This window comes from Photobacterium angustum (genome assembly GCF_003026365.1).
Taxonomy (GTDB): Bacteria; Pseudomonadota; Gammaproteobacteria; order Enterobacterales; family Vibrionaceae; genus Photobacterium; species Photobacterium angustum.
In genome coordinates this window covers 53,322-70,563 of record NZ_PYOM01000003.1, presented here as the reverse complement: position 1 = coordinate 70,563, position 17,242 = coordinate 53,322, and the positions used below count along the sequence as shown (strand labels likewise).

19 protein-coding genes are annotated in these 17,242 nt (G+C 39.5%); 7 read left to right on the top strand and 12 right to left on the bottom strand.

The annotated features are described in order from the left end of the window. Positions 1-35 precede the first annotated feature (35 nt). Positions 36-1,373, top strand: coding sequence for an aminotransferase-like domain-containing protein (locus CTN01_RS03800; protein WP_045149696.1), 1,338 nt, complete (start codon positions 36-38; stop codon positions 1,371-1,373). Between the two features lie 129 nt (positions 1,374-1,502). After that, positions 1,503-2,141 (top strand): thiopurine S-methyltransferase, encoded by a 639-nt coding sequence (locus CTN01_RS03795; protein ID WP_045149694.1) that lies wholly within the window; start codon positions 1,503-1,505, stop codon positions 2,139-2,141. A 102-nt stretch (positions 2,142-2,243) separates the two neighbouring features. On the opposite strand, the gene purT is transcribed toward CTN01_RS03795, so the two are convergent. The 7 genes from purT to sbcB form a co-directional block, all read right to left on the bottom strand. Beyond that, positions 2,244-3,422, bottom strand: a complete 1,179-nt coding sequence (gene purT / locus CTN01_RS03790; RefSeq protein WP_045130712.1) for a formate-dependent phosphoribosylglycinamide formyltransferase — start codon at positions 3,420-3,422, stop codon at positions 2,244-2,246. A 193-nt stretch (positions 3,423-3,615) separates the two neighbouring features. Next, the gene (locus CTN01_RS03785; protein WP_005367974.1) at positions 3,616-4,500 is read right to left on the bottom strand and encodes a DMT family transporter; all 885 of its coding nucleotides are present in this window, start codon (positions 4,498-4,500) and stop codon (positions 3,616-3,618) included. Between the two features lie 149 nt (positions 4,501-4,649). Beyond that, positions 4,650-5,537, bottom strand: coding sequence for a cytidine deaminase (gene cdd, locus CTN01_RS03780; RefSeq protein ID WP_005367973.1), 888 nt, complete (start codon positions 5,535-5,537; stop codon positions 4,650-4,652). Positions 5,538-5,765: 228 nt separating this feature from the next. Continuing rightward, positions 5,766-6,449 (bottom strand): CidB/LrgB family autolysis modulator, encoded by a 684-nt coding sequence (locus CTN01_RS03775; protein WP_045149693.1) that lies wholly within the window; start codon positions 6,447-6,449, stop codon positions 5,766-5,768. Next, entirely contained in the window at positions 6,446-6,790 is a 345-nt protein-coding gene (locus CTN01_RS03770; protein WP_005367971.1) for a CidA/LrgA family protein, read from the bottom strand. The genes CTN01_RS03775 and CTN01_RS03770 overlap by 4 nt, the downstream gene beginning before the upstream one ends. 125 nt (positions 6,791-6,915) lie before the next feature. Then, positions 6,916-7,437 (bottom strand): hypothetical protein, encoded by a 522-nt coding sequence (locus CTN01_RS03765; RefSeq protein ID WP_045128413.1) that lies wholly within the window; start codon positions 7,435-7,437, stop codon positions 6,916-6,918. A gap of 239 nt (positions 7,438-7,676) precedes the next feature. Next, a complete protein-coding gene (gene sbcB, locus CTN01_RS03760) occupies positions 7,677-9,098 on the bottom strand; it encodes an exodeoxyribonuclease I (RefSeq protein WP_045084523.1) in 1,422 nt (473 codons plus the stop codon). Between the two features lie 444 nt (positions 9,099-9,542). Between sbcB and CTN01_RS03755 the strand changes: the two genes are divergently transcribed. Further along, a complete protein-coding gene (locus tag CTN01_RS03755) occupies positions 9,543-9,845 on the top strand; it encodes a hypothetical protein (RefSeq protein ID WP_045149692.1) in 303 nt (100 codons plus the stop codon). Between the two features lie 481 nt (positions 9,846-10,326). Further along, positions 10,327-11,079, top strand: coding sequence for an SDR family oxidoreductase (locus CTN01_RS03750; protein ID WP_045149691.1), 753 nt, complete (start codon positions 10,327-10,329; stop codon positions 11,077-11,079). A gap of 129 nt (positions 11,080-11,208) precedes the next feature. On the opposite strand, the gene hmuQ is transcribed toward CTN01_RS03750, so the two are convergent. The 3 genes from hmuQ to CTN01_RS03735 form a co-directional block, all read right to left on the bottom strand. Then, on the bottom strand, positions 11,209-11,511 hold the full coding sequence (hmuQ, locus tag CTN01_RS03745; RefSeq protein ID WP_023932054.1) for a heme-degrading protein HmuQ: 303 nt from the start codon (positions 11,509-11,511) through the stop codon (positions 11,209-11,211). Positions 11,512-11,620: 109 nt separating this feature from the next. After that, positions 11,621-12,655, bottom strand: a complete 1,035-nt coding sequence (locus tag CTN01_RS03740; RefSeq protein ID WP_107342085.1) for a HupE/UreJ family protein — start codon at positions 12,653-12,655, stop codon at positions 11,621-11,623. Beyond that, a complete protein-coding gene (locus CTN01_RS03735; protein ID WP_045149679.1) occupies positions 12,648-13,457 on the bottom strand; it encodes a peptidylprolyl isomerase in 810 nt (269 codons plus the stop codon). Before CTN01_RS03735 ends, CTN01_RS03740 begins: the two co-directional genes overlap by 8 nt. 203 nt (positions 13,458-13,660) lie before the next feature. Here CTN01_RS03735 and CTN01_RS03730 point away from each other — a divergent pair, with 203 nt between their 5' ends. Then, positions 13,661-14,068, top strand: coding sequence for a GNAT family N-acetyltransferase (locus CTN01_RS03730; protein ID WP_045149678.1), 408 nt, complete (start codon positions 13,661-13,663; stop codon positions 14,066-14,068). Positions 14,069-14,103: 35 nt separating this feature from the next. Then, entirely contained in the window at positions 14,104-14,601 is a 498-nt protein-coding gene (locus tag CTN01_RS03725; RefSeq protein WP_045149677.1) for a GNAT family N-acetyltransferase, read from the top strand. A gap of 75 nt (positions 14,602-14,676) precedes the next feature. Here the strand turns inward: CTN01_RS03725 and CTN01_RS03720 are convergent, their stop codons facing one another. After that, positions 14,677-14,913 (bottom strand): hypothetical protein, encoded by a 237-nt coding sequence (locus CTN01_RS03720; protein WP_045149675.1) that lies wholly within the window; start codon positions 14,911-14,913, stop codon positions 14,677-14,679. Between the two features lie 249 nt (positions 14,914-15,162). Between CTN01_RS03720 and CTN01_RS03715 the strand changes: the two genes are divergently transcribed. Continuing rightward, complete coding sequence (locus CTN01_RS03715; protein ID WP_045084529.1) at positions 15,163-16,053, top strand: LysR family transcriptional regulator; 891 nt, start codon at positions 15,163-15,165, stop codon at positions 16,051-16,053. Positions 16,054-16,307: 254 nt separating this feature from the next. Here the strand turns inward: CTN01_RS03715 and CTN01_RS03710 are convergent, their stop codons facing one another. Further along, positions 16,308-17,045: a dienelactone hydrolase family protein gene (locus CTN01_RS03710; protein ID WP_045149674.1), complete on the bottom strand. Its 738-nt coding sequence runs from the start codon at positions 17,043-17,045 to the stop codon at positions 16,308-16,310. Positions 17,046-17,242 lie beyond the last annotated feature (197 nt).

Here is a 17,242-nt window from a genome sequence, read left to right as displayed (position 1 = left end):
GTAATTGGTGGTTATGATAAATATAGGATCAGACTGTGAGTGTCGCGAAATATAAACAGATAGCAAAAACAATAGAGGCACGCATAGAAAGTGGTGAATATCCGAAAGGATTTAAATTGCCAACACACCGCGTACTTGCGGATGAATTAAACACCACACCCGCGACGGTAGCTAAAGCATATCAGTTACTGGTAGATAAAAAGCGCGTGGAATCATTTGTTGGGCGTGGAACATTTGTTTGTGCACCATCAAGACTCAGCGATGTTATTCAAGCCGCTGATGATGAAACTGATTTTAACTTTTCTATCTTGCAACCTTGCTTGTCTCAAAATCTGTCTCCACTTCGTGATGCCATGATGAATGCAGCAGATCACCTCAGTTGTCATTTAATGGGTTACACCGAAAACTCAGGTCACGAGAGCCACCGTTTGGCTGCTGTAACATGGGCCAAAAAATTTGGTTTAGCAGGGGGGAACGTTAATAACACCTTGCTGACGAATGGCGCACAGCATGGCTTATCGTTACTTATTCATACGCTAACAGAGCCTGGTGATACCATCGCGGTAGAAGCCTTAACTTATCCCGGTATTATGGCGATCGCTCAAGCAGCAGGTCGTCATGTAGTAGGGGTTAAACTTGATGAGCAGGGGATGTGCCCTGATGATTTGCAACAGGTGATCACTCAACACCAGCCTAAATTAGTTATTGTCGTGCCATCTCATCAAAACCCGACTGGCATCACCATGTCACCCGTAAGACGAGATGCTATTGCAACAGTGATTGAACGCAATAATATTTGGTTAATTGAAGATGATATCTACGGCTTTTTAAATCCAGATCCTATCGCCGCGATCAGTAATCGCATTCCACTGCATAGCTTTCATATTTCAGGTTTATCAAAAGCCCTCAGTCCTGCTTTACGCTGTGGCTTTTTAAAAGTACCCGAATCACATATCGCGGTTTTACAGGCCACTATTCGCGCTAACATTTGGCTATCGTCACCGCTAAATTATATTGCTGCAACACAACTAATTGAGAGTGGTGAAGCCTTTGAGTTAGCAGAGAACCAGCGTGAAATCGCCTGTAAAAGACAACAAATAGCCCGCGATATTTTAAGTCATGATGGTAATGAGAGTGGCTTTCAAATCTGGTGGCCGTTGCCTCAACATTGGCAACAGGAACGCTTTGTAATGGAAGCAAAAGACCAAGGGTTAATTGTCAGTAGTGGGCGTTATTTTAATGCAAATGGCGACGATCCGAAGCATATTCGTTTGTCTCTAATGGCTATTAATTCTGAGCAGCGGTTACAACAAGGTTTAACATTATTACGCGATTTAGCTCGCTCTGAAGTCAGCAGCGTTATCCCGTTTTAAGCGCAAAGGTAGCAAGATTGACAGTCACTGCGAAGTTATAAAAAGCGACGGTTAGCAGTCTTTGAAAGGCACTGACATATGTTATTATTTCAGCATTATTATTTTAATTAGAAAAAGTCGAGTCATTAAATGGATGCAGAATTTTGGCACTCACGCTGGGCAGAAAATCGAATTGGTTTTCACTTATCAGATGTTAACCCGTTACTGATCAAGCATTGGTCGGCGTTAAATGCACAACGTGATGATCGCGTGTTTGTCCCTATGTGTGGCAAGTCGGAAGATCTTGTGTGGTTAGCACAAAAACATGACCACGTGATTGGAGTTGAGCTGAGTGATATTGCAGTTAAAGCCTTTTTTGCAGAAAACCTGTATACACCTTTAGTGACAGGTGTTGGTCATCAACATCTTTACGAGTTTGATGAAATTTCGATTTACCAAGGTGACTACTTCACGCTAAATATCGATCCTGTTGATGTGGTTTATGATCGCGCAGCATTAATCGCAATGCCAGAAGACATGCGACAAATGTACGTCGAAAAGCTATTGTCGTTGGTTAAAACTGGCGGTCGTATTTTGTTGGTAACGTTAGACTACCCACAAGATGAATTAGCTGGGCCTCCTTTCTCTGTACCAAAAGCAGACGTTGAAGCATTATTTGCAGGTTGTAAAGTGACGCATCTTGAACGTGATGATGCTGATGAAAGTCATCCTCGTCGCCAACGTGGTTTATCGCGATTTGCCGAAGAAGTATGGCTAATTGAAGTGTAAATATTGTTATAAAAACAAATAAAATAAAGGCATGGTTTCTGGTTATTAGAAAACATGCCTTTTTGCTTATAGAGAAATTGTAATATGTAGGGCTAAGCGTGGTTAATCGAAAATGACTTCAACATCATCAGCAGCAATAACGGCATCATTTACTGCACTATCAATATCTTCTCGACGTGTAAGCGCGACACCTAAACGACGACGACCATTAATTTCAGGTTTACCAAATAATCTGATTTGTGTTTGTGGACGAGAGAGTGCAGGTAACAGATTATCGAAACTGATGTTTGATGATACACCTTCAGCAAGGATCACTGCAGAAGCCGATGGGCCATATTGGGTGATGTGCTGAATGGGTAAACCAAGGAAAGCGCGAACGTGAAGCGCAAATTCTGATAGTTCTTGTGAAATCAGCGTCACCATACCCGTATCATGTGGGCGAGGGGAGACTTCACTGAATAACACGGTATCGCCTTTAATAAATAGCTCAACACCAAATAAACCAAAACCGCCAAGTGCGTTAACTACTTTTTCTGCTACATCCTGTGCCGCTTTTAATGCTGCTTCAGACATTTGCTGTGGCTGCCATGACTCACGGTAATCCCCATCTTCTTGACGATGACCAATAGGTGCACAGAAATGCACGCCATCAACCGCACGAACAGTTAATAAGGTGATTTCGTAATCAAAATCAACAAAGCCTTCAATGATCACACGACCTGCACCGGCACGACCGCCTTCTTGTGCGTATTGCCAAGCAGATTCAATATCAGCTTCGGTTTTAATCACGCTTTGACCTTTACCTGATGAGCTCATAATTGGTTTTACGACACATGGCATACCAACGCGATGTACCGCTGCTGAGAAATCATCAAATTGATCGGCAAATTCATAAGGCGATGTAGGAATAGACAAGGTTTCAGCAGCTAGGCAACGAATACCTTCTCGGTTCATTGTCAGTTTCGTCGCATTAGCGGTAGGAACAACGTTAACACCTTGCTGCTCTAACTCGACAAGCGTGTCAGTGGCAATGGCTTCAATTTCAGGAACAACAAAGTCGGGTTTTTCTAGTTCAATAATGTGTTTTAACGCGTCGCCATCGAGCATATCAATCACATGGCTACGATGTGCAACTTGCATTGCAGGCGCATTGGGGTAGCGATCCGCGGCAATCACTTCAATACCTAAACGCTGGCATTCAATCGCGACTTCTTTACCAAGCTCGCCTGAGCCTAAAAGTAAAACACGTGTTGCATTTGAACCATTAGCTGTACCTAACATTATTATTCCTTACTATTTATGTTGGATAGTGTTGGTTGAGCGTGATAATACCTTGTTTTTTTAATTAAGCAAACGTTTGCGTTGGGGTTTAAATGGAATTTAATAGTAAATATTAGAAAGGCTCTAGACCTTACAATAAAAAACCGCCAAGAAGGCGGTTAGTGAATCTTTCATACTTTACGGTGTTATTTGGCTATTTGCGCTTTTCCCACTGGGTGATAAAGGCGACAGAAGCAATAATAATTGCCGCACCTAGCCATAATCGACCCGGTGGTACCCAACCAAATACAAGCCAACCACCTAACACGTTTAGTGGTAATTTTGCGTGGTCGAATGGTTGAACAAATGACGCATCAGCCACGGCATAAGCTTTAGCTATCGCCCATTGTGCAAGTGCTGTTAACAGGCCAGCGGCGATGATTAATGTCCATGTCGTACCGCCTGTTGGCATATTAAAATCAGGTAGAGCCAGTAACAAGTTAAATGGCGTGATCAGAATAAGTAAATACATCACAACAGTGGTTGGTGATTCTGTATTAGATTGCTTTTTCACCATCAGAGAATAACCTGCCCAGAAAACAGCAGCACCGACAGGCAATAATGTCGCAATACTAAATGAATCAGACCATGGCTCTAAAATGATCATTGCACCAATAAAGCCAGCAAGAGTTGCACACCAACGTGCTGCGCCCACTTTCTCTTTCAGTAATACGCCAGAGCCAATTGTTGCAAATAACGGTGAAGTCATAAGCAGCGCAATGCCTTGCCAAATAGGAACAGGGTAGGCAAGTGCCCATAGCCACAGTTGGATACCAATCACGGCAAGAAAGACACGGAAACAGTGTTGGAAGAATTGCTTTGTCTTTAGTGAACGTCGTATACCCATGGTTCTCAGCCATGGCAGCATAGCCACCAGTGCAACAAAGTATTGGATCAACGCAAAAGTGGTTGAAGAGACATGGAGCTTAATACTGAGAAATTGTGCAAGGCTGTTTACAATCGCAAAGGCAAGGCCTGCGGAAAGCATCCATCCTGCACCTTGGACTGGGTTATGAACTGGGGTATGTGAATCAGACATTAAAAATTGGTTTCGTCAAAAAAGCATAGCGAGATAATACGCTTTTGTTTTTAGATAGCCAATATAACTGATTGAGTTGAACGCATTAGGCAATAAAAAACCGCCTATTATGGCGGTTTTACATCAACAAATATTGCTCGCACTAACGATTAGTAAGCAACATAAGTCATTTGAATATCAGGATTTAGCGCTTCTAGTAGTGCTTGAGTACGAGCTAATTGACTGATTAGGCTTTCTGCGCTTTCTACTAATGCAGCTTCGACAAGTTCAGATAGCTTGTAGCCTGACATGTTCATATTAATCAGTGCAACTTGAAGCGGTGGTAGGCTTGGGTTAAATGCTGCATTTTCAGCATACATACCAACAAAAACACGACCATCTTTAGCTTTTAATGCAACACCACTAAAGTTCTTAGAGTACGGTGCATGAGAGCGGTTTGCTGCATCACAAGCGGCAACAGCAAGCTCTGATTGCTCAGCAATCGTAATACCATTATTAATGTCGCTTAATAGCGCATCTTTAATCCCAAGATCAGCAGGGCCGAAAGATTCAGGCAGGTATTGTTGCAGTGTCATTGGTTGACGTTCTGGAAGTTGAATAACTAAATCTTGCGCCGTATTCAATTCATTCATGAACTGACGGCAGTGGCCGCAAGGGCTGTAGTTAATCGTTACGTCTTTAATGCCTGTTTCACCTTTGATCCAAGCATGACTAATTGCAGATTGCTCAGCATGGATCGTACACGCCATACTTGCGCCTACAAATTCCATATTTGCACCGAAATATAAGCGTCCAGAAGTACCACGAACAATAGCACCAACATAGAAATTAGAAATAGGAACAACAGCGTAAGCAGCAGCAACAGGAAGGAGAGCGAGACGAAGATCAGTATCAGATAAATTAGTTTGGGAAACTAACTGTTCAAATTGTTCAGGACTAATTGTTGAATCGAAATCTTTATCTTCAATAATTGGTCGTAAAGCTGATGCAAGCTCTTTAGGTAATTGACCTAATGCATCCATAACTTTTGCGTGCATTGGGGTGTTACTCCGTATTGTTGATGGAGAAACATTCTAAGTTAATTGTTACCATTCAAGTGTGATCTACGTCACATTAATAATGATAATGTAGCTAAGCATACATTATCGAGAGCGACATCACACATGTAAATGTAATTTTTCATGTAATAAATAGTTATCAAAACATTATGAGCTTAAAACTAATAAGAATTAGTGTTTAAGCTCATATGCATGGATAAGGGTAACTTAGTGGAAAAATAGGTGTTCTAAAATAGGGAACATGATGGGAGCGAGTAACGTTGTCATGATCCCACAGATCACTAACGCTAATGAACTAAATGCCCCTTCTTGATAATCTTGTTCGACAGCTTTTGCCGTTCCTAAAGCATGAGATACCGTACCGATAGACAAACCTTTCGCCAAAGGGTGATGGATACGAAATAGCTTCATCACAGGATATCCTAATACCGCACCAAATAAACCAACAATAATCACCATTGCTGCTGTAATGGCAGGAATGCCCCCGATTTGCTGAGAGGCCGCCATCGCAAGTGGTGTAGTAATTGATTTAGGTAAAATACTAGCTGCAAGTTGAGCATCGGCACCCATTAAAAAAGCAATGGATGTACCAAATATCATCGACAAGATACTACCAACAAAACAAGCACTTAAAATAGTTTTCCACTTACGCTTAATTAAAGGCAGTTGCTGATATAAAGGCAAGGCTAAAGCCACTACCGCAGGACCTAACAAGTAGTTAATTATTTCGTTATCAGCAAAATAGGTTTCATACGGCACCTGCAACCAACGCAGTGCAGCAATTAAAATAATCAGCGAAATGAGCAATGGATTGAAAAGTGGATTACGAATCTTCATCGCTAAATAGCGCATGCTGTAAAATACCACTATCGTTGCAACTAACCAGATCATGACTCTTTTTCCTTATGGTGAAGCGCAAGGCCGATCACAAGCAGTACGATTAATGTGCTGCCTAATGTGCTCGCAAAGATGATAGTTGCATTGTGCTCAATTAAACCGAGGTAGTTCATTAAGCCAACCCCAACTGGCACGAATAACAATGCCATGTGTTTGATGAGTAAATTACAGGTTTTATCGACCCATTTTGTTTTGCATATGCCAGTAACAAGGCCAAAAAACAACAAGAACAAGCCAATAATACTGCCTGGAATAGGCAAGTGCGTAAGGTGTTGTATGCCTTGACCTAATAAAAAGCAAAACATAACAATGGCAAAAGATCGAATGTAATCCATAGTAAAAAAGGTAATGCTAGAGAATTTAATTTATCATACAAATAAATGCGCTGTTTGTCACACAAAAAAGAGCATCATTTAGATAATTGATAAGAAAATATAGATAATGAGATATTTATTGGTGATTAATACCACAAAAATAGACCAATGAGAGCAGCGAGTGTTAAAAGAATCGTAACTTTTAGCCAAATGAAATCAATCACAACATACTTAAACCATGCTTTGTTGAATAACAATGTCTTTTTTTTAGAGGGAACGGTATTAGGGCACGGACGAGTAGTAAAAGGCAATCGACGTGATGTTTTCGTCGGTAGTGGCACACGGAAGCCATGGTGAGGGACAACATGAATAGGTATTGCCATTACTCCGTTACATTGTAACTTACCTGTGAGTGATACCAGTAGTAAGTTCAAATCATAATTGTGATCACTGGTTTCTTCAAACGCATCTAATGACGTAAATGTTTTACGGTAGAGTGAATCAGCCCCAATCACTTCACCAGCAAAGAGACATAACACTTCTAATAACCGAGATTCCTCTCGCGTTAATAATGTTTGCGTATGATCTTTCCATATTAATAGATGCTTTTCAGGAAAAAAATCTATTGTGTCGTAGCTATAACATTTCAATAAGGTTTGCGTTGTCATAGTGCACACCTACCGTTTAATAGATCTCAAGCGTAACGGTATCAATAATCACTATTTCGTTATTAATAAACTCAAATCAGTGAACCGCTTTAATGTTGTCTTTAATTGTTAACGTTAATGACGTAATCATCAAATAAATCACTATATAAAAATCTTAAAAAAAAGAAGCCTATTCGCGACATTCAAAAAGAAAATCACGTAATAGGCTTCATTTATCGCTATCGTATTAATAAAAAGGTTTAAACCAATTTAGAAACATAGTCATAGAGAGATTTTAAAACTTTCATCTTATTTTCGTCAGATTCATGCTCGTAGGCGACAGCCTCAAAGTTTTCCATATACTTCGGCATATTCATTTCAAAGAAATCCTGACAATGATGCTTCCAGCGTACTTGCTCTTCATAACTTAGCGTCATAGGGAAGTTACGGGCACGATAGCGGAATAACAACGGCTTAATACGTTTGTCATCGACATTGATTTCAAGTGAAGCTAACTGATCGGGTGCTGTTTCACGGATAATATCCATGGTTGAACGATCAGCTGTTGAAAAGAACCCATCGTATAGCATCGCATCAACATTATCGTTAGCCGCATATTCACGTTTGACACTAAACATTTCGATTAACTTTTCACGAATTTCAGGGTGCTGCTTAATCAAGGCAAGGTTCTTTAAACATTGCTCTCTATCAATCCCTAAACGTGCGGCATCTTCTGCTTTTAATGTTTTAGCTGGGGCAAGAACAGGACATTTGTTCAAATGCACTTCTTTAACGGGCACTGGTAATTCATCAGGCGCTAAATCAACACGCTTAGTATATAAACGCTCACGCAGTTGGTCGGCATCAAGCTCAATTAATGGGGTAGGATCAAGCGCAAGGTTCACTGTAATAACAGCGTTCTTATTATCAGGATGCCATGCCACAGGCACAATCCAGCTTGTATTGCCACAATCGGTTCCAAACATGCCAGAGATATGCACTAACGGTGTTAAGTTAACAATATCGATTAATTCTTGTAGTTTGCGCTTATGACGTAAATCAAACAGGTAATCAAACAACTTAGGTTGATTCGTTTTAATGATTTTTGCCAGCTCGATTGTCGCGTAAACATCAGCCATTGCATCGTGCGCATTGGCGTGTTCAATGCCATTGGCCACAGATAACTTTTCCAGTTTAAAGCTAGGGCGATCTTCATCATCAAGCGGCCAGTTGACACCCTCTGGGCGCAATGCGTAACAAGTACGCATAATATCTAATAAATCCCAACGCGAGTTACCATTTTGCCAAGCCCAACCGTATGGATCGAAGAAGTTGCGGTATAAGGTATAGCGCGTCACTTCATCATCAAAACGAACGTTGTTGTAACCAATGACACATGTATTGGGTTTTGACAGTTCAGCATGAATCGCTTCAATAAACTCAGGCTCAGATAAGCCTTTTTCCATCGCTTCTTGTGGTGTAATACCTGTGATTAAACACGCTTCAGGTGACGGTAAGTAATCTGCTGGTGGCTTACAGTAAATAACGAGTGGCTCACCAATAATGTTCATGTCCATATCAGTACGGACACCCGCAAACTGGCAAGGGCGATCATTGGCAGGGCTTGCGCCAAACGTCTCGTAGTCAATCCAATAAAGTGTTGCTTGGTTCTTATCGTTCATAAATCATCCATAGCCATTACGGTTGTTATTATTACTCTTTATCTAAGCAATGGCTTGTTGTTAAAACCGCTTATAAATTCAGCAGTTTATTGTATTTAAGTCGTTAAACGCTTCAGAGTAAAACCCTAAGCTCGCATAACATTAAGTATCCCGTATTTAAGGGCAAATAGGCAAGGCAGGAGGGGAGATAAATTAGAATGGTTACGATTTTGTTCTTTAAACGGTACAGTATGAGTAACTATCAAATAACCGTTAACAATTCTGCTTTATATATTTGAAAGTTAATGTATGGATTGATTTACATATTAGTACTGCGACTTAATACACGACTAGTAACATCTATCGTTGTGGCATGTTTACCTTGCAATGCTAGGTGCGTAAGGTGCTGTTTTAAGGTAAACGGCAGGCAACTTGTCTTCGCGCATACACCAAGATGGAGTAAATGTGAGTACTGCAGCGATATTTCTGATTTTATATCTGATCCCCGTACTGTCTTTTGTGTCTACGATTGGTACTTATATGTTGCTTCATGGTGAGAGTCTTAGCCATCCTCTCATCAATGTTGTTTTGCTGATAGTCGCTTCTGGTTTTATCGTTTCATCTTATCTTTCTGTAAAGCTGATCTCTAAGTTCGTTAGCGAGAAAGTGATGTATTTTGGCATCGTTTTTACTGTATTAGCTTGGCTATTAGGAGTGATCACGGTGGTTTTTTATCTTGTGATGTTTAAAGATATCTTCAGTATCTAGGTGGTACTCAATAGATTATTACATACAGGTTAAAGTATAAAATAGAGCCTAAATCATCTTAAGCTACGCTTGTATTAACTGTGATTGTCTTGAAAATACCGACCTTCTTTGCTTATAAACTTTCAACAACATCCCCTCAATGAATCCTTTAGTTACTAAAAGTATTTATTTACATGCTTACAGGCAATTAATGTATTCATAATTGATTTAATTATGAAATAAAGTTACAAAATGTTAACTTGGTTCATAATGGGAAATAAAATTATAACAAACATGTTACGTGTGAAATGAGGCGTTGTAGGGTGGATTATCTGCTTTTAAAAGCGATGCGTTTAGTTGAGATAAAGCATCGTGAGATCAGGAGCAGATATTTGTATTAAGAAGTAAAGTCAGTACAGAAACAGACATGAGATAAATGAATGGCTCTATTTTTCATCTTATGTGCGTAGAAGTGTATGGCAAATATAAGAAAGGAAGATCAATGCGCGGTCAAAAAGTAGTTGTTATTACAGGTGGTGGTAGAGGAATTGGCGCTGCAGCGGCCAAGTTATTTGCCAAAGAAGGCTATGCCGTTTGTATCAATTATAAATCGAACTCAGAGGCAGCCAATACACTTGCCCAAGGGATTATTGCTGAAGGTGGTCGGTGTATTACGGTTCAAGCAGATGTTTCTAACGAAGCTGACGTTATTCGTATGTTCTCGACTGTTGATAAGGAATTAGGCGCGATATCGGTTCTTGTTAATAATGCTGGGATTTTAAAGCAACAATCACGATTAGAAGAGATGACGGCAGATCGAATTAACGAAATACTGTTTAACAATGTTACTAGTTACTTTATTTGTAGTAGAGAAGCTGTGAAGCGTATGTCTACTCGTCATGGTGGTAATGGCGGCGTAATTGTTAATGTATCTTCCGGTGCGGCACGTACGGGCTCACCAAATGAATATATCGATTACGCAGCATCAAAAGGGGCAATTGATACCTTAACCAAAGGGTTATCATTAGAAGTAGCAGCCGAAGGGATCCGTGTAAACTGTGTACGTCCGGGGTTAATTCATACCGATATGCATGCCGATGGTGGTGAGCCAGAACGTATAGAAAGGTTGAAGAGTAAAATCCCTCTGCAAAGAGGTGGAGAGCCTGAAGAAGTCGCAGAAGCTATTTACTGGTTAGCATCAGAGAAATCATCATTCTCTACCGGAAACTACCTTGATCTATCGGGTGGGTTATAACATCAGCGGTTAGTGTTGATTTATCTGGCTGTTATCTAAATCCGCCGAATAATAAAAACCCAAACACTTGTATCTAAGTGTTTGGGTTATCAAGTATTAATTGTGGAAGGTTAAGCTATTTATTACCCATTACAGGCAGCTTTCAAACCCTTCAAAGTTTGGTGCGCCTAAATAAATGTCTTTATTACCACGAGCATTAGCATGAGCTTTACGGAATGCTTCTGATTGTGTCCAGTCTTCAAACGCTTGGCGAGAATCCCATACTGAGTGCGATGCAAACAGCGTGTACTCATCGTTTGATGCACCTTGAAGCAAGTTGAATGATTGAAAACCCGGTACGGTATCTAGGTAGGTATCGCGGTTCTTCCAGATATCGATAAATTCTTGTTCAGAGCCTAAACGGATTTTAAAACGATTCATTGCTATATACATGATGACTTCCTTTATTAACTTCAGTTTTTATTTTTGTTTTACCACTATTACAGTATTGGCTAATGCAAGCTAGCAGCAAAAATACAATATATGTTCTCTGTAACTTCCACTATAAAACATGGAACATAATGTACGCCCGTTGAATAAACCAGAAAGACGCCATTATCCCCATGGTATATAAAGGCACTTTTTGAAAGAACTTATGATGAAATACAGGCACTTTAGCGCATAATTTCAATAGCATTATAAGAAACGATAAGAAGATCAATTGCCCGATTTCCACACCAATATTAAAACAGGCGAGGGCTAACGGAATGCTGGTTTGGTTCAATCCGACTTCTTTTAATGCGCTGGCAAACCCTAACCCATGTAACAAACCAAAGGAAAACGAAATGAGCCATGGAAATTTTCGACTTAACGTTGGGTGTTGTTTGTCATAAGGGCGAGTAAGCTCATAACACAAAAACAAAATACTCAGTGCAATTCCCGTTTCTACTGGCGGTTCTGGAATATGTACCAGATTAAGTGCAGACAAACTTAATGTAATACTGTGAGCTAAAGTAAAACAGGTAATGGCTTTTAAGAAGGTTTTAAAATCGCGCGTAAATAACAATAAGCCCGCCACAAACATTAGGTGATCAATCCCCGTTAATATATGGGTGATACCTAAGGTGACAAATAGCTTTATCGTTGACCAAATTGAGATCTTATCGGTTAAATGTAGGCGGTTGTGCCCTTTATACAGCGCAAGCGTACTAACTTGTCCGTCTTTTTGCGTTAACTGCGTGAGTAGTTGGCCTGTTTTTAGCCCGTTAAATACAAGAGTCGGTGATGATGTATTCGCTTTAAGTTGCAGCAAATAATCTTGTTCATCCATTCCAAAACCATTGTCACTTCGCTGTGATGACAATAAACGTACCGTACCGCCATTAGTTAAGGTTGGTGTGATTTGCGTATGTTCTCCAGCAATCACTGGAAGCTTTAATGCCAACTTATATTGTTGATTATCTAGCTGCGTGATCAAACCCACAGAGGGCTGATAAGGATGCGCCATTGCTAATGGTGTCATTATTACCGAAAGCATGACGCCAACGACTGTGCCAACAACTAAGCGCCACATAAAATAAGAGGTGTGCTTATACATTGTTTAATAGTGTCTTTGTGTTAACGGTAAAATCTGAACCTGAGGGTAACGCTATGTGATACTGCTTAATAACGGCGGCTATTTTGTTATTAACATCATCACGGGCCAAATCGTGTGCCAATTGTTGCTTAGCCTGCTTAAAACTCAATACGCCTGCTTTTTGATAATCGAGTACCTTTACTGCTATCGCGCCAAAAGGCGTATCAATCGGTGTAGACCATTGGTTGGGTGCTAGTGCTGCTAATGCGTCTACTGTTTTTGTACCTAGCTTTGCCAGTAATGCCTGCTTACTCACATCGCTTAAACATTGCTGAGAATCCATCGTAGAAATGGGATGCTGAACTTCTTGCGGTGTCAAAAAGTGATAGCACAATGAGTACATATCGGGATGTTTATAAAGCTGTTTATGCGTTAAATAGTATTGATGTAATAAGGTTGTGTTGGTGGCATTGATCTTAGCTAACTGAGAAACATAAGACAGGTAACGTTGCATCAACATTTCATTTAAGTTTGGATCGCCTTTCTCCAAGCCTAATTTTAATGCTTGTTGAGACAGCATTTGTTTTAACACCACATGGTTAATGTCTTTGTTTAATGCAATGTTCGACGGGGGGGAACCAAAATAAAGCGTATCGTCTTTTTTCTGCTGCTCAACTTGTGACGGTGTCACTGAAATAGTATTCACAGAAGTAGACGAGTAATACTGTGAATAACCAATAAACAGCATAGTGCCAGCGATAAGGAAATGCGAGAAGGGATCTTTAATGAACCGCTTAAGCCAATAGCAGACTTTTTTAAACATGTTACGGGATCTTTTTATATTAAATAATGCCCTATAAGAATACCCACGCTAACTGTATGAGTGTTGAATGTTTACTGCCTGTAGATTTTTACCTTTGGTGATGTTACGTTTTTTATCAATTGGATAAGGATGTTTTTAAAGCCGCATTCATATTGAATACGTTGATACAAACATTTGGCATAAAAGAAATTAGGAATACAGAGATGGATATTCAAGTCGAACTTAATGGAGTGGTTGAAGAAACCGAAGTTATCGCATTGTACCGTGCGAATGAATGGTCTTCAGCAGATAAACCAAAGCAACTCTTAGCTGCATTACGTAATTCTCATACCTTGGTTGCTGCTCGTGCTAACGGTAAGTTAGTCGGATTGGGGAACGCCATCACTGACGGTCATCTTGTTGTGTATTATCCTCATATGCTTGTCCACCCTTTAGATCAGGGTAAGGGCATTGGTCGTAAAATGATGGAAGCAATGTTGTCTGTATACAGTGGGTTTCACCAACAAATGTTGACTGCTGATGGTGAAGCCATTGCGTTTTATCAAGCGCTTGGCTTTGAACGAGCAGGTAAAACAGAATCAATGTGGGTGTATGAAGGCACAGAGCATTAAAATTTAAGAATGTTATTTCTAGCAACGGGAGAAACATGGAAGTACAGCTTAAACAAATCGAAGTGGAATCACGTCATATTTTGGAAAACATGTTTCCTTATTACGTTTATGACATGTCTGAGTTTATGGGGTGGAGTCCAAACGCAGAGGGGGTATACACGTTTAAGGCTGAATCTTTAGATAGTTATTGGTCTCATGATGATCATATTCCTTATTTTATTTATGCCGATCAAGAGCTGGCTGGGTTTGTATTAGTGCGTAAGTATCCCACGAATCAAAATGTATTTGATATTGAACAGTTCTTTGTATTAAGAAAATTCAAAGGACAAGGGGTGGGTAAAAGCGCATTTAAAGACGTGGTTACTCGTTACCCTGGCCAATGGCAGATCAGAGTGCTTAAAGAAAATGAATCTGGGCTTAGGTTCTGGCTTTCAGCGATAAAAAATATCAGCGGTGTTAACTTCAATCTGGGGTTAGATATAGATATTGATTTAGAAATGCACTTCATACGGTTTGAAACAAGTAGTCAATAAACGTCATGTTATAAAAATTATAAAAACAAAGCCGCTATTACAGCGGCTTTGTTTATTCAATGAATAGTGAACTTATTAGCCATTAGAAGCTAACTTTTCAGCGAATGATAATTGATGTGCGTTTTCTTTAAATACAATGCTTGAACTATGGTCGCCTGCAATTCCATTTTGTACGACACGTTGAGCATTGGTGGCATGCGTATGTGGCGCTTGAAAGGATACATTACCAGTAAAGTCACCATCTGCTGCAGCGGCACCGAAAGAAGCTGATAAGATAAGAGCCATAGTGATAGTTTTTAGTGTCTTTTTCATTACTTAATACCTTTATTGATATCTGTACTGTTAGCCACGTGATAGTTAATGCTAATGATCAATAAATACGTTACTACACGTACTTTTTATATAAGGTAAATCCATTTATTCATTTGGTTAACAGTATTTAAAATTAATTTGAGAAGGAGGATGCCTTTTCAGTATGTGTAGTCTACGGTAATGACACATAAGAATATATAAAGTATATTTTAGTTAAAATATCACTAATACTTATGTGTTGAGCGAGCTATGAAGTCAAAACTAGATTTGAATTTACTGGTGGTTTTCCTCGAAGTGTATCGGCTTCGTTCCATCACGTTAGCGTCAGAATCATTGGGTTTAACGCAACCTGGAGTAAGTGGTGCATTAAAGCGACTACAGTCTCAGTTAGATGCGCCGCTTTTTATTAGGGAAGGGAGAGGAATTAGTCCGACGCATGCAGCAATACAATTAGCGAACGAGGTTGAACCGGCGTTAACTCAGGTAGAGAGTGCATTAGGAAATGTGTCGGGGTTTGATATTCAATCACACCGTTCTTTTACGGTATATGTAAATGAAATCATTATGCATATTGTGCGTTCTAAAATTGAAGCTGATACAACATTGGGTAATTGTTCGATTCATCTTCATATGACACCCAATAGCGAAGATGAGCTATTACACCAGCTAAGTTTACATAAAGCCGATTTAGCGATTGATGTAGGAGTAAGATCTAATTCTGCTTTCTTCTATCAGCCATTTGCTGATGATGATGTTGTGGTTGTTTGTCGTAAAGGGCATCCAAGAATTCATCAATCCATTTCTCGAGAACAATTTGAGTCTGAGAAAAGAATCTCGATCCAACAAAGGCGATTGGACTTACTCGAAATGAATTATTTCACTGATGAAAGCTTAATGCCGAAGGAAATAACCTGTGAGGGAGCATCAACATTATCAATGTTGGCGTTGGTTTCAGAAAGTGATTCTATAGCGACGGTGAGTGCATTAATGGCGAAAAAATACGCGGAGCTTTTTAACCTACAAACAATGCCTCTACCTTTTGTTTCAAAACCATTTAAACATTTTATGGTATGGCATAAGCGCAGTGATAATAATCCTGCAAATATGTGGTTGAGAAATAAACTCAGCAAGATGTTATAATATTTTATGCATCTTTCGTGAAGGATCGCACAAAAAACTCAAAGAATAAAAATGCCGATTTATATGGTTGGTATTTTATCGAGTGGCTAATAACTATGTGATAAGCCAATCCAATTTTGCGTAAACTACAATTTCAGTTTCTATTAATGATATTAAAATTAAAACGTTACCATAAATTAGTATTTTAGAGGGTTACACTATAACTTCTTTAAAGGAGAGGTATTGTGAAACCCTATAATATATGACGTTAGACATTACTGAGTGACTGAGTTTAGTATTTGAGTTAGTCGCATCCATGATTTTTTATCAGCTTCAATTTGGTATTTCTCAGATCCAAATACAGTGAAGGCATGAGGAGCACCACTGTAGGTAATCATTTCATGCGTTACTTTATGAGACTCTAATTGATTTGTTAGGTTTGCAAACTGCTCCATTGGTATCATGCTATCTGCCGAACCGTGAAAAACAATAATAGGAGATTCTGTTTTAGAGTAATCTTGGCCAGCTGGTGTTGATAAACCACCATGAAATGAAACATAAGCCTTGGAGGGTAATGCTGCGCGGGCTGCCTCTAATACTGCCGCTCCACCAAAACAATACCCAATCATTACATTGTTTTCTAAATTACCGCCTTGATTTTTGGCCTCCATAGCACCAGCTTGCAGTAATTTTCGTAACTTCTGTCGATCTTTATATAGCTCGCCAGTGTGCTGCTTTTTGTCTTGTATTTCTGTTGGACGAATACCCTTACCGAAAAGGTCAATTGCAAAAACATTATATCCAAGTTTATTAAGCATCTTCGTACGTTTTACTTCGTATTCAGTTAAACCATCCCAATCATGAAGCATAAGAATTAGCGGAGCATTATCGTCTATTTTACTCCAATATCCTTCATATTCGGCATCGTCGACCTCATAAGTGATGCTTTCTCCAGATACGGCAGGAAGAGAAAATAATGTCGATAAGAAAAATAATTTAGAAAAATATTGCATGTATTCTCCTTTAATTATTAAAGCAATAAATGCAGGTTTACGAAGGAAATACCTGATGTGATTAACCCGATATGGTTAATTGTGAAGTTAGTTCAGGACTTAGTCTGAAAAATTTGAAATGTGATAGTCTTATTTAAACAAGTACTCAATATTTAATGTGGAAATATAATATCGACAGAGTGAAATTTATGTCACAT

Coding starts and splice junctions, on each gene's coding strand:
- CTN01_RS03730 (WP_045149678.1), top strand. CDS start 13,661: ATGGATATTCAAGTCGAACTTAATGGAGTGGTTGAAGAAACCGAAGTT.
- cdd (WP_005367973.1), bottom strand. CDS start 5,537: ATGCACGCAAAAGTTATGGATGCATTAGGTCAATTACCTAAAGAGCTT.
- CTN01_RS03720 (WP_045149675.1), bottom strand. CDS start 14,913: ATGAAAAAGACACTAAAAACTATCACTATGGCTCTTATCTTATCAGCT.
- CTN01_RS03750 (WP_045149691.1), top strand. CDS start 10,327: ATGCGCGGTCAAAAAGTAGTTGTTATTACAGGTGGTGGTAGAGGAATT.
- CTN01_RS03785 (WP_005367974.1), bottom strand. CDS start 4,500: ATGTCTGATTCACATACCCCAGTTCATAACCCAGTCCAAGGTGCAGGA.
- sbcB (WP_045084523.1), bottom strand. CDS start 9,098: ATGAACGATAAGAACCAAGCAACACTTTATTGGATTGACTACGAGACG.
- CTN01_RS03795 (WP_045149694.1), top strand. CDS start 1,503: ATGGATGCAGAATTTTGGCACTCACGCTGGGCAGAAAATCGAATTGGT.
- purT (WP_045130712.1), bottom strand. CDS start 3,422: ATGTTAGGTACAGCTAATGGTTCAAATGCAACACGTGTTTTACTTTTA.
- CTN01_RS03735 (WP_045149679.1), bottom strand. CDS start 13,457: ATGTTTAAAAAAGTCTGCTATTGGCTTAAGCGGTTCATTAAAGATCCC.
- CTN01_RS03770 (WP_005367971.1), bottom strand. CDS start 6,790: ATGGATTACATTCGATCTTTTGCCATTGTTATGTTTTGCTTTTTATTA.
- CTN01_RS03775 (WP_045149693.1), bottom strand. CDS start 6,449: ATGATCTGGTTAGTTGCAACGATAGTGGTATTTTACAGCATGCGCTAT.
- CTN01_RS03710 (WP_045149674.1), bottom strand. CDS start 17,045: ATGCAATATTTTTCTAAATTATTTTTCTTATCGACATTATTTTCTCTT.
- CTN01_RS03725 (WP_045149677.1), top strand. CDS start 14,104: ATGGAAGTACAGCTTAAACAAATCGAAGTGGAATCACGTCATATTTTG.
- CTN01_RS03740 (WP_107342085.1), bottom strand. CDS start 12,655: ATGTATAAGCACACCTCTTATTTTATGTGGCGCTTAGTTGTTGGCACA.
- hmuQ (WP_023932054.1), bottom strand. CDS start 11,511: ATGTATATAGCAATGAATCGTTTTAAAATCCGTTTAGGCTCTGAACAA.
- CTN01_RS03715 (WP_045084529.1), top strand. CDS start 15,163: ATGAAGTCAAAACTAGATTTGAATTTACTGGTGGTTTTCCTCGAAGTG.
- CTN01_RS03765 (WP_045128413.1), bottom strand. CDS start 7,437: ATGACAACGCAAACCTTATTGAAATGTTATAGCTACGACACAATAGAT.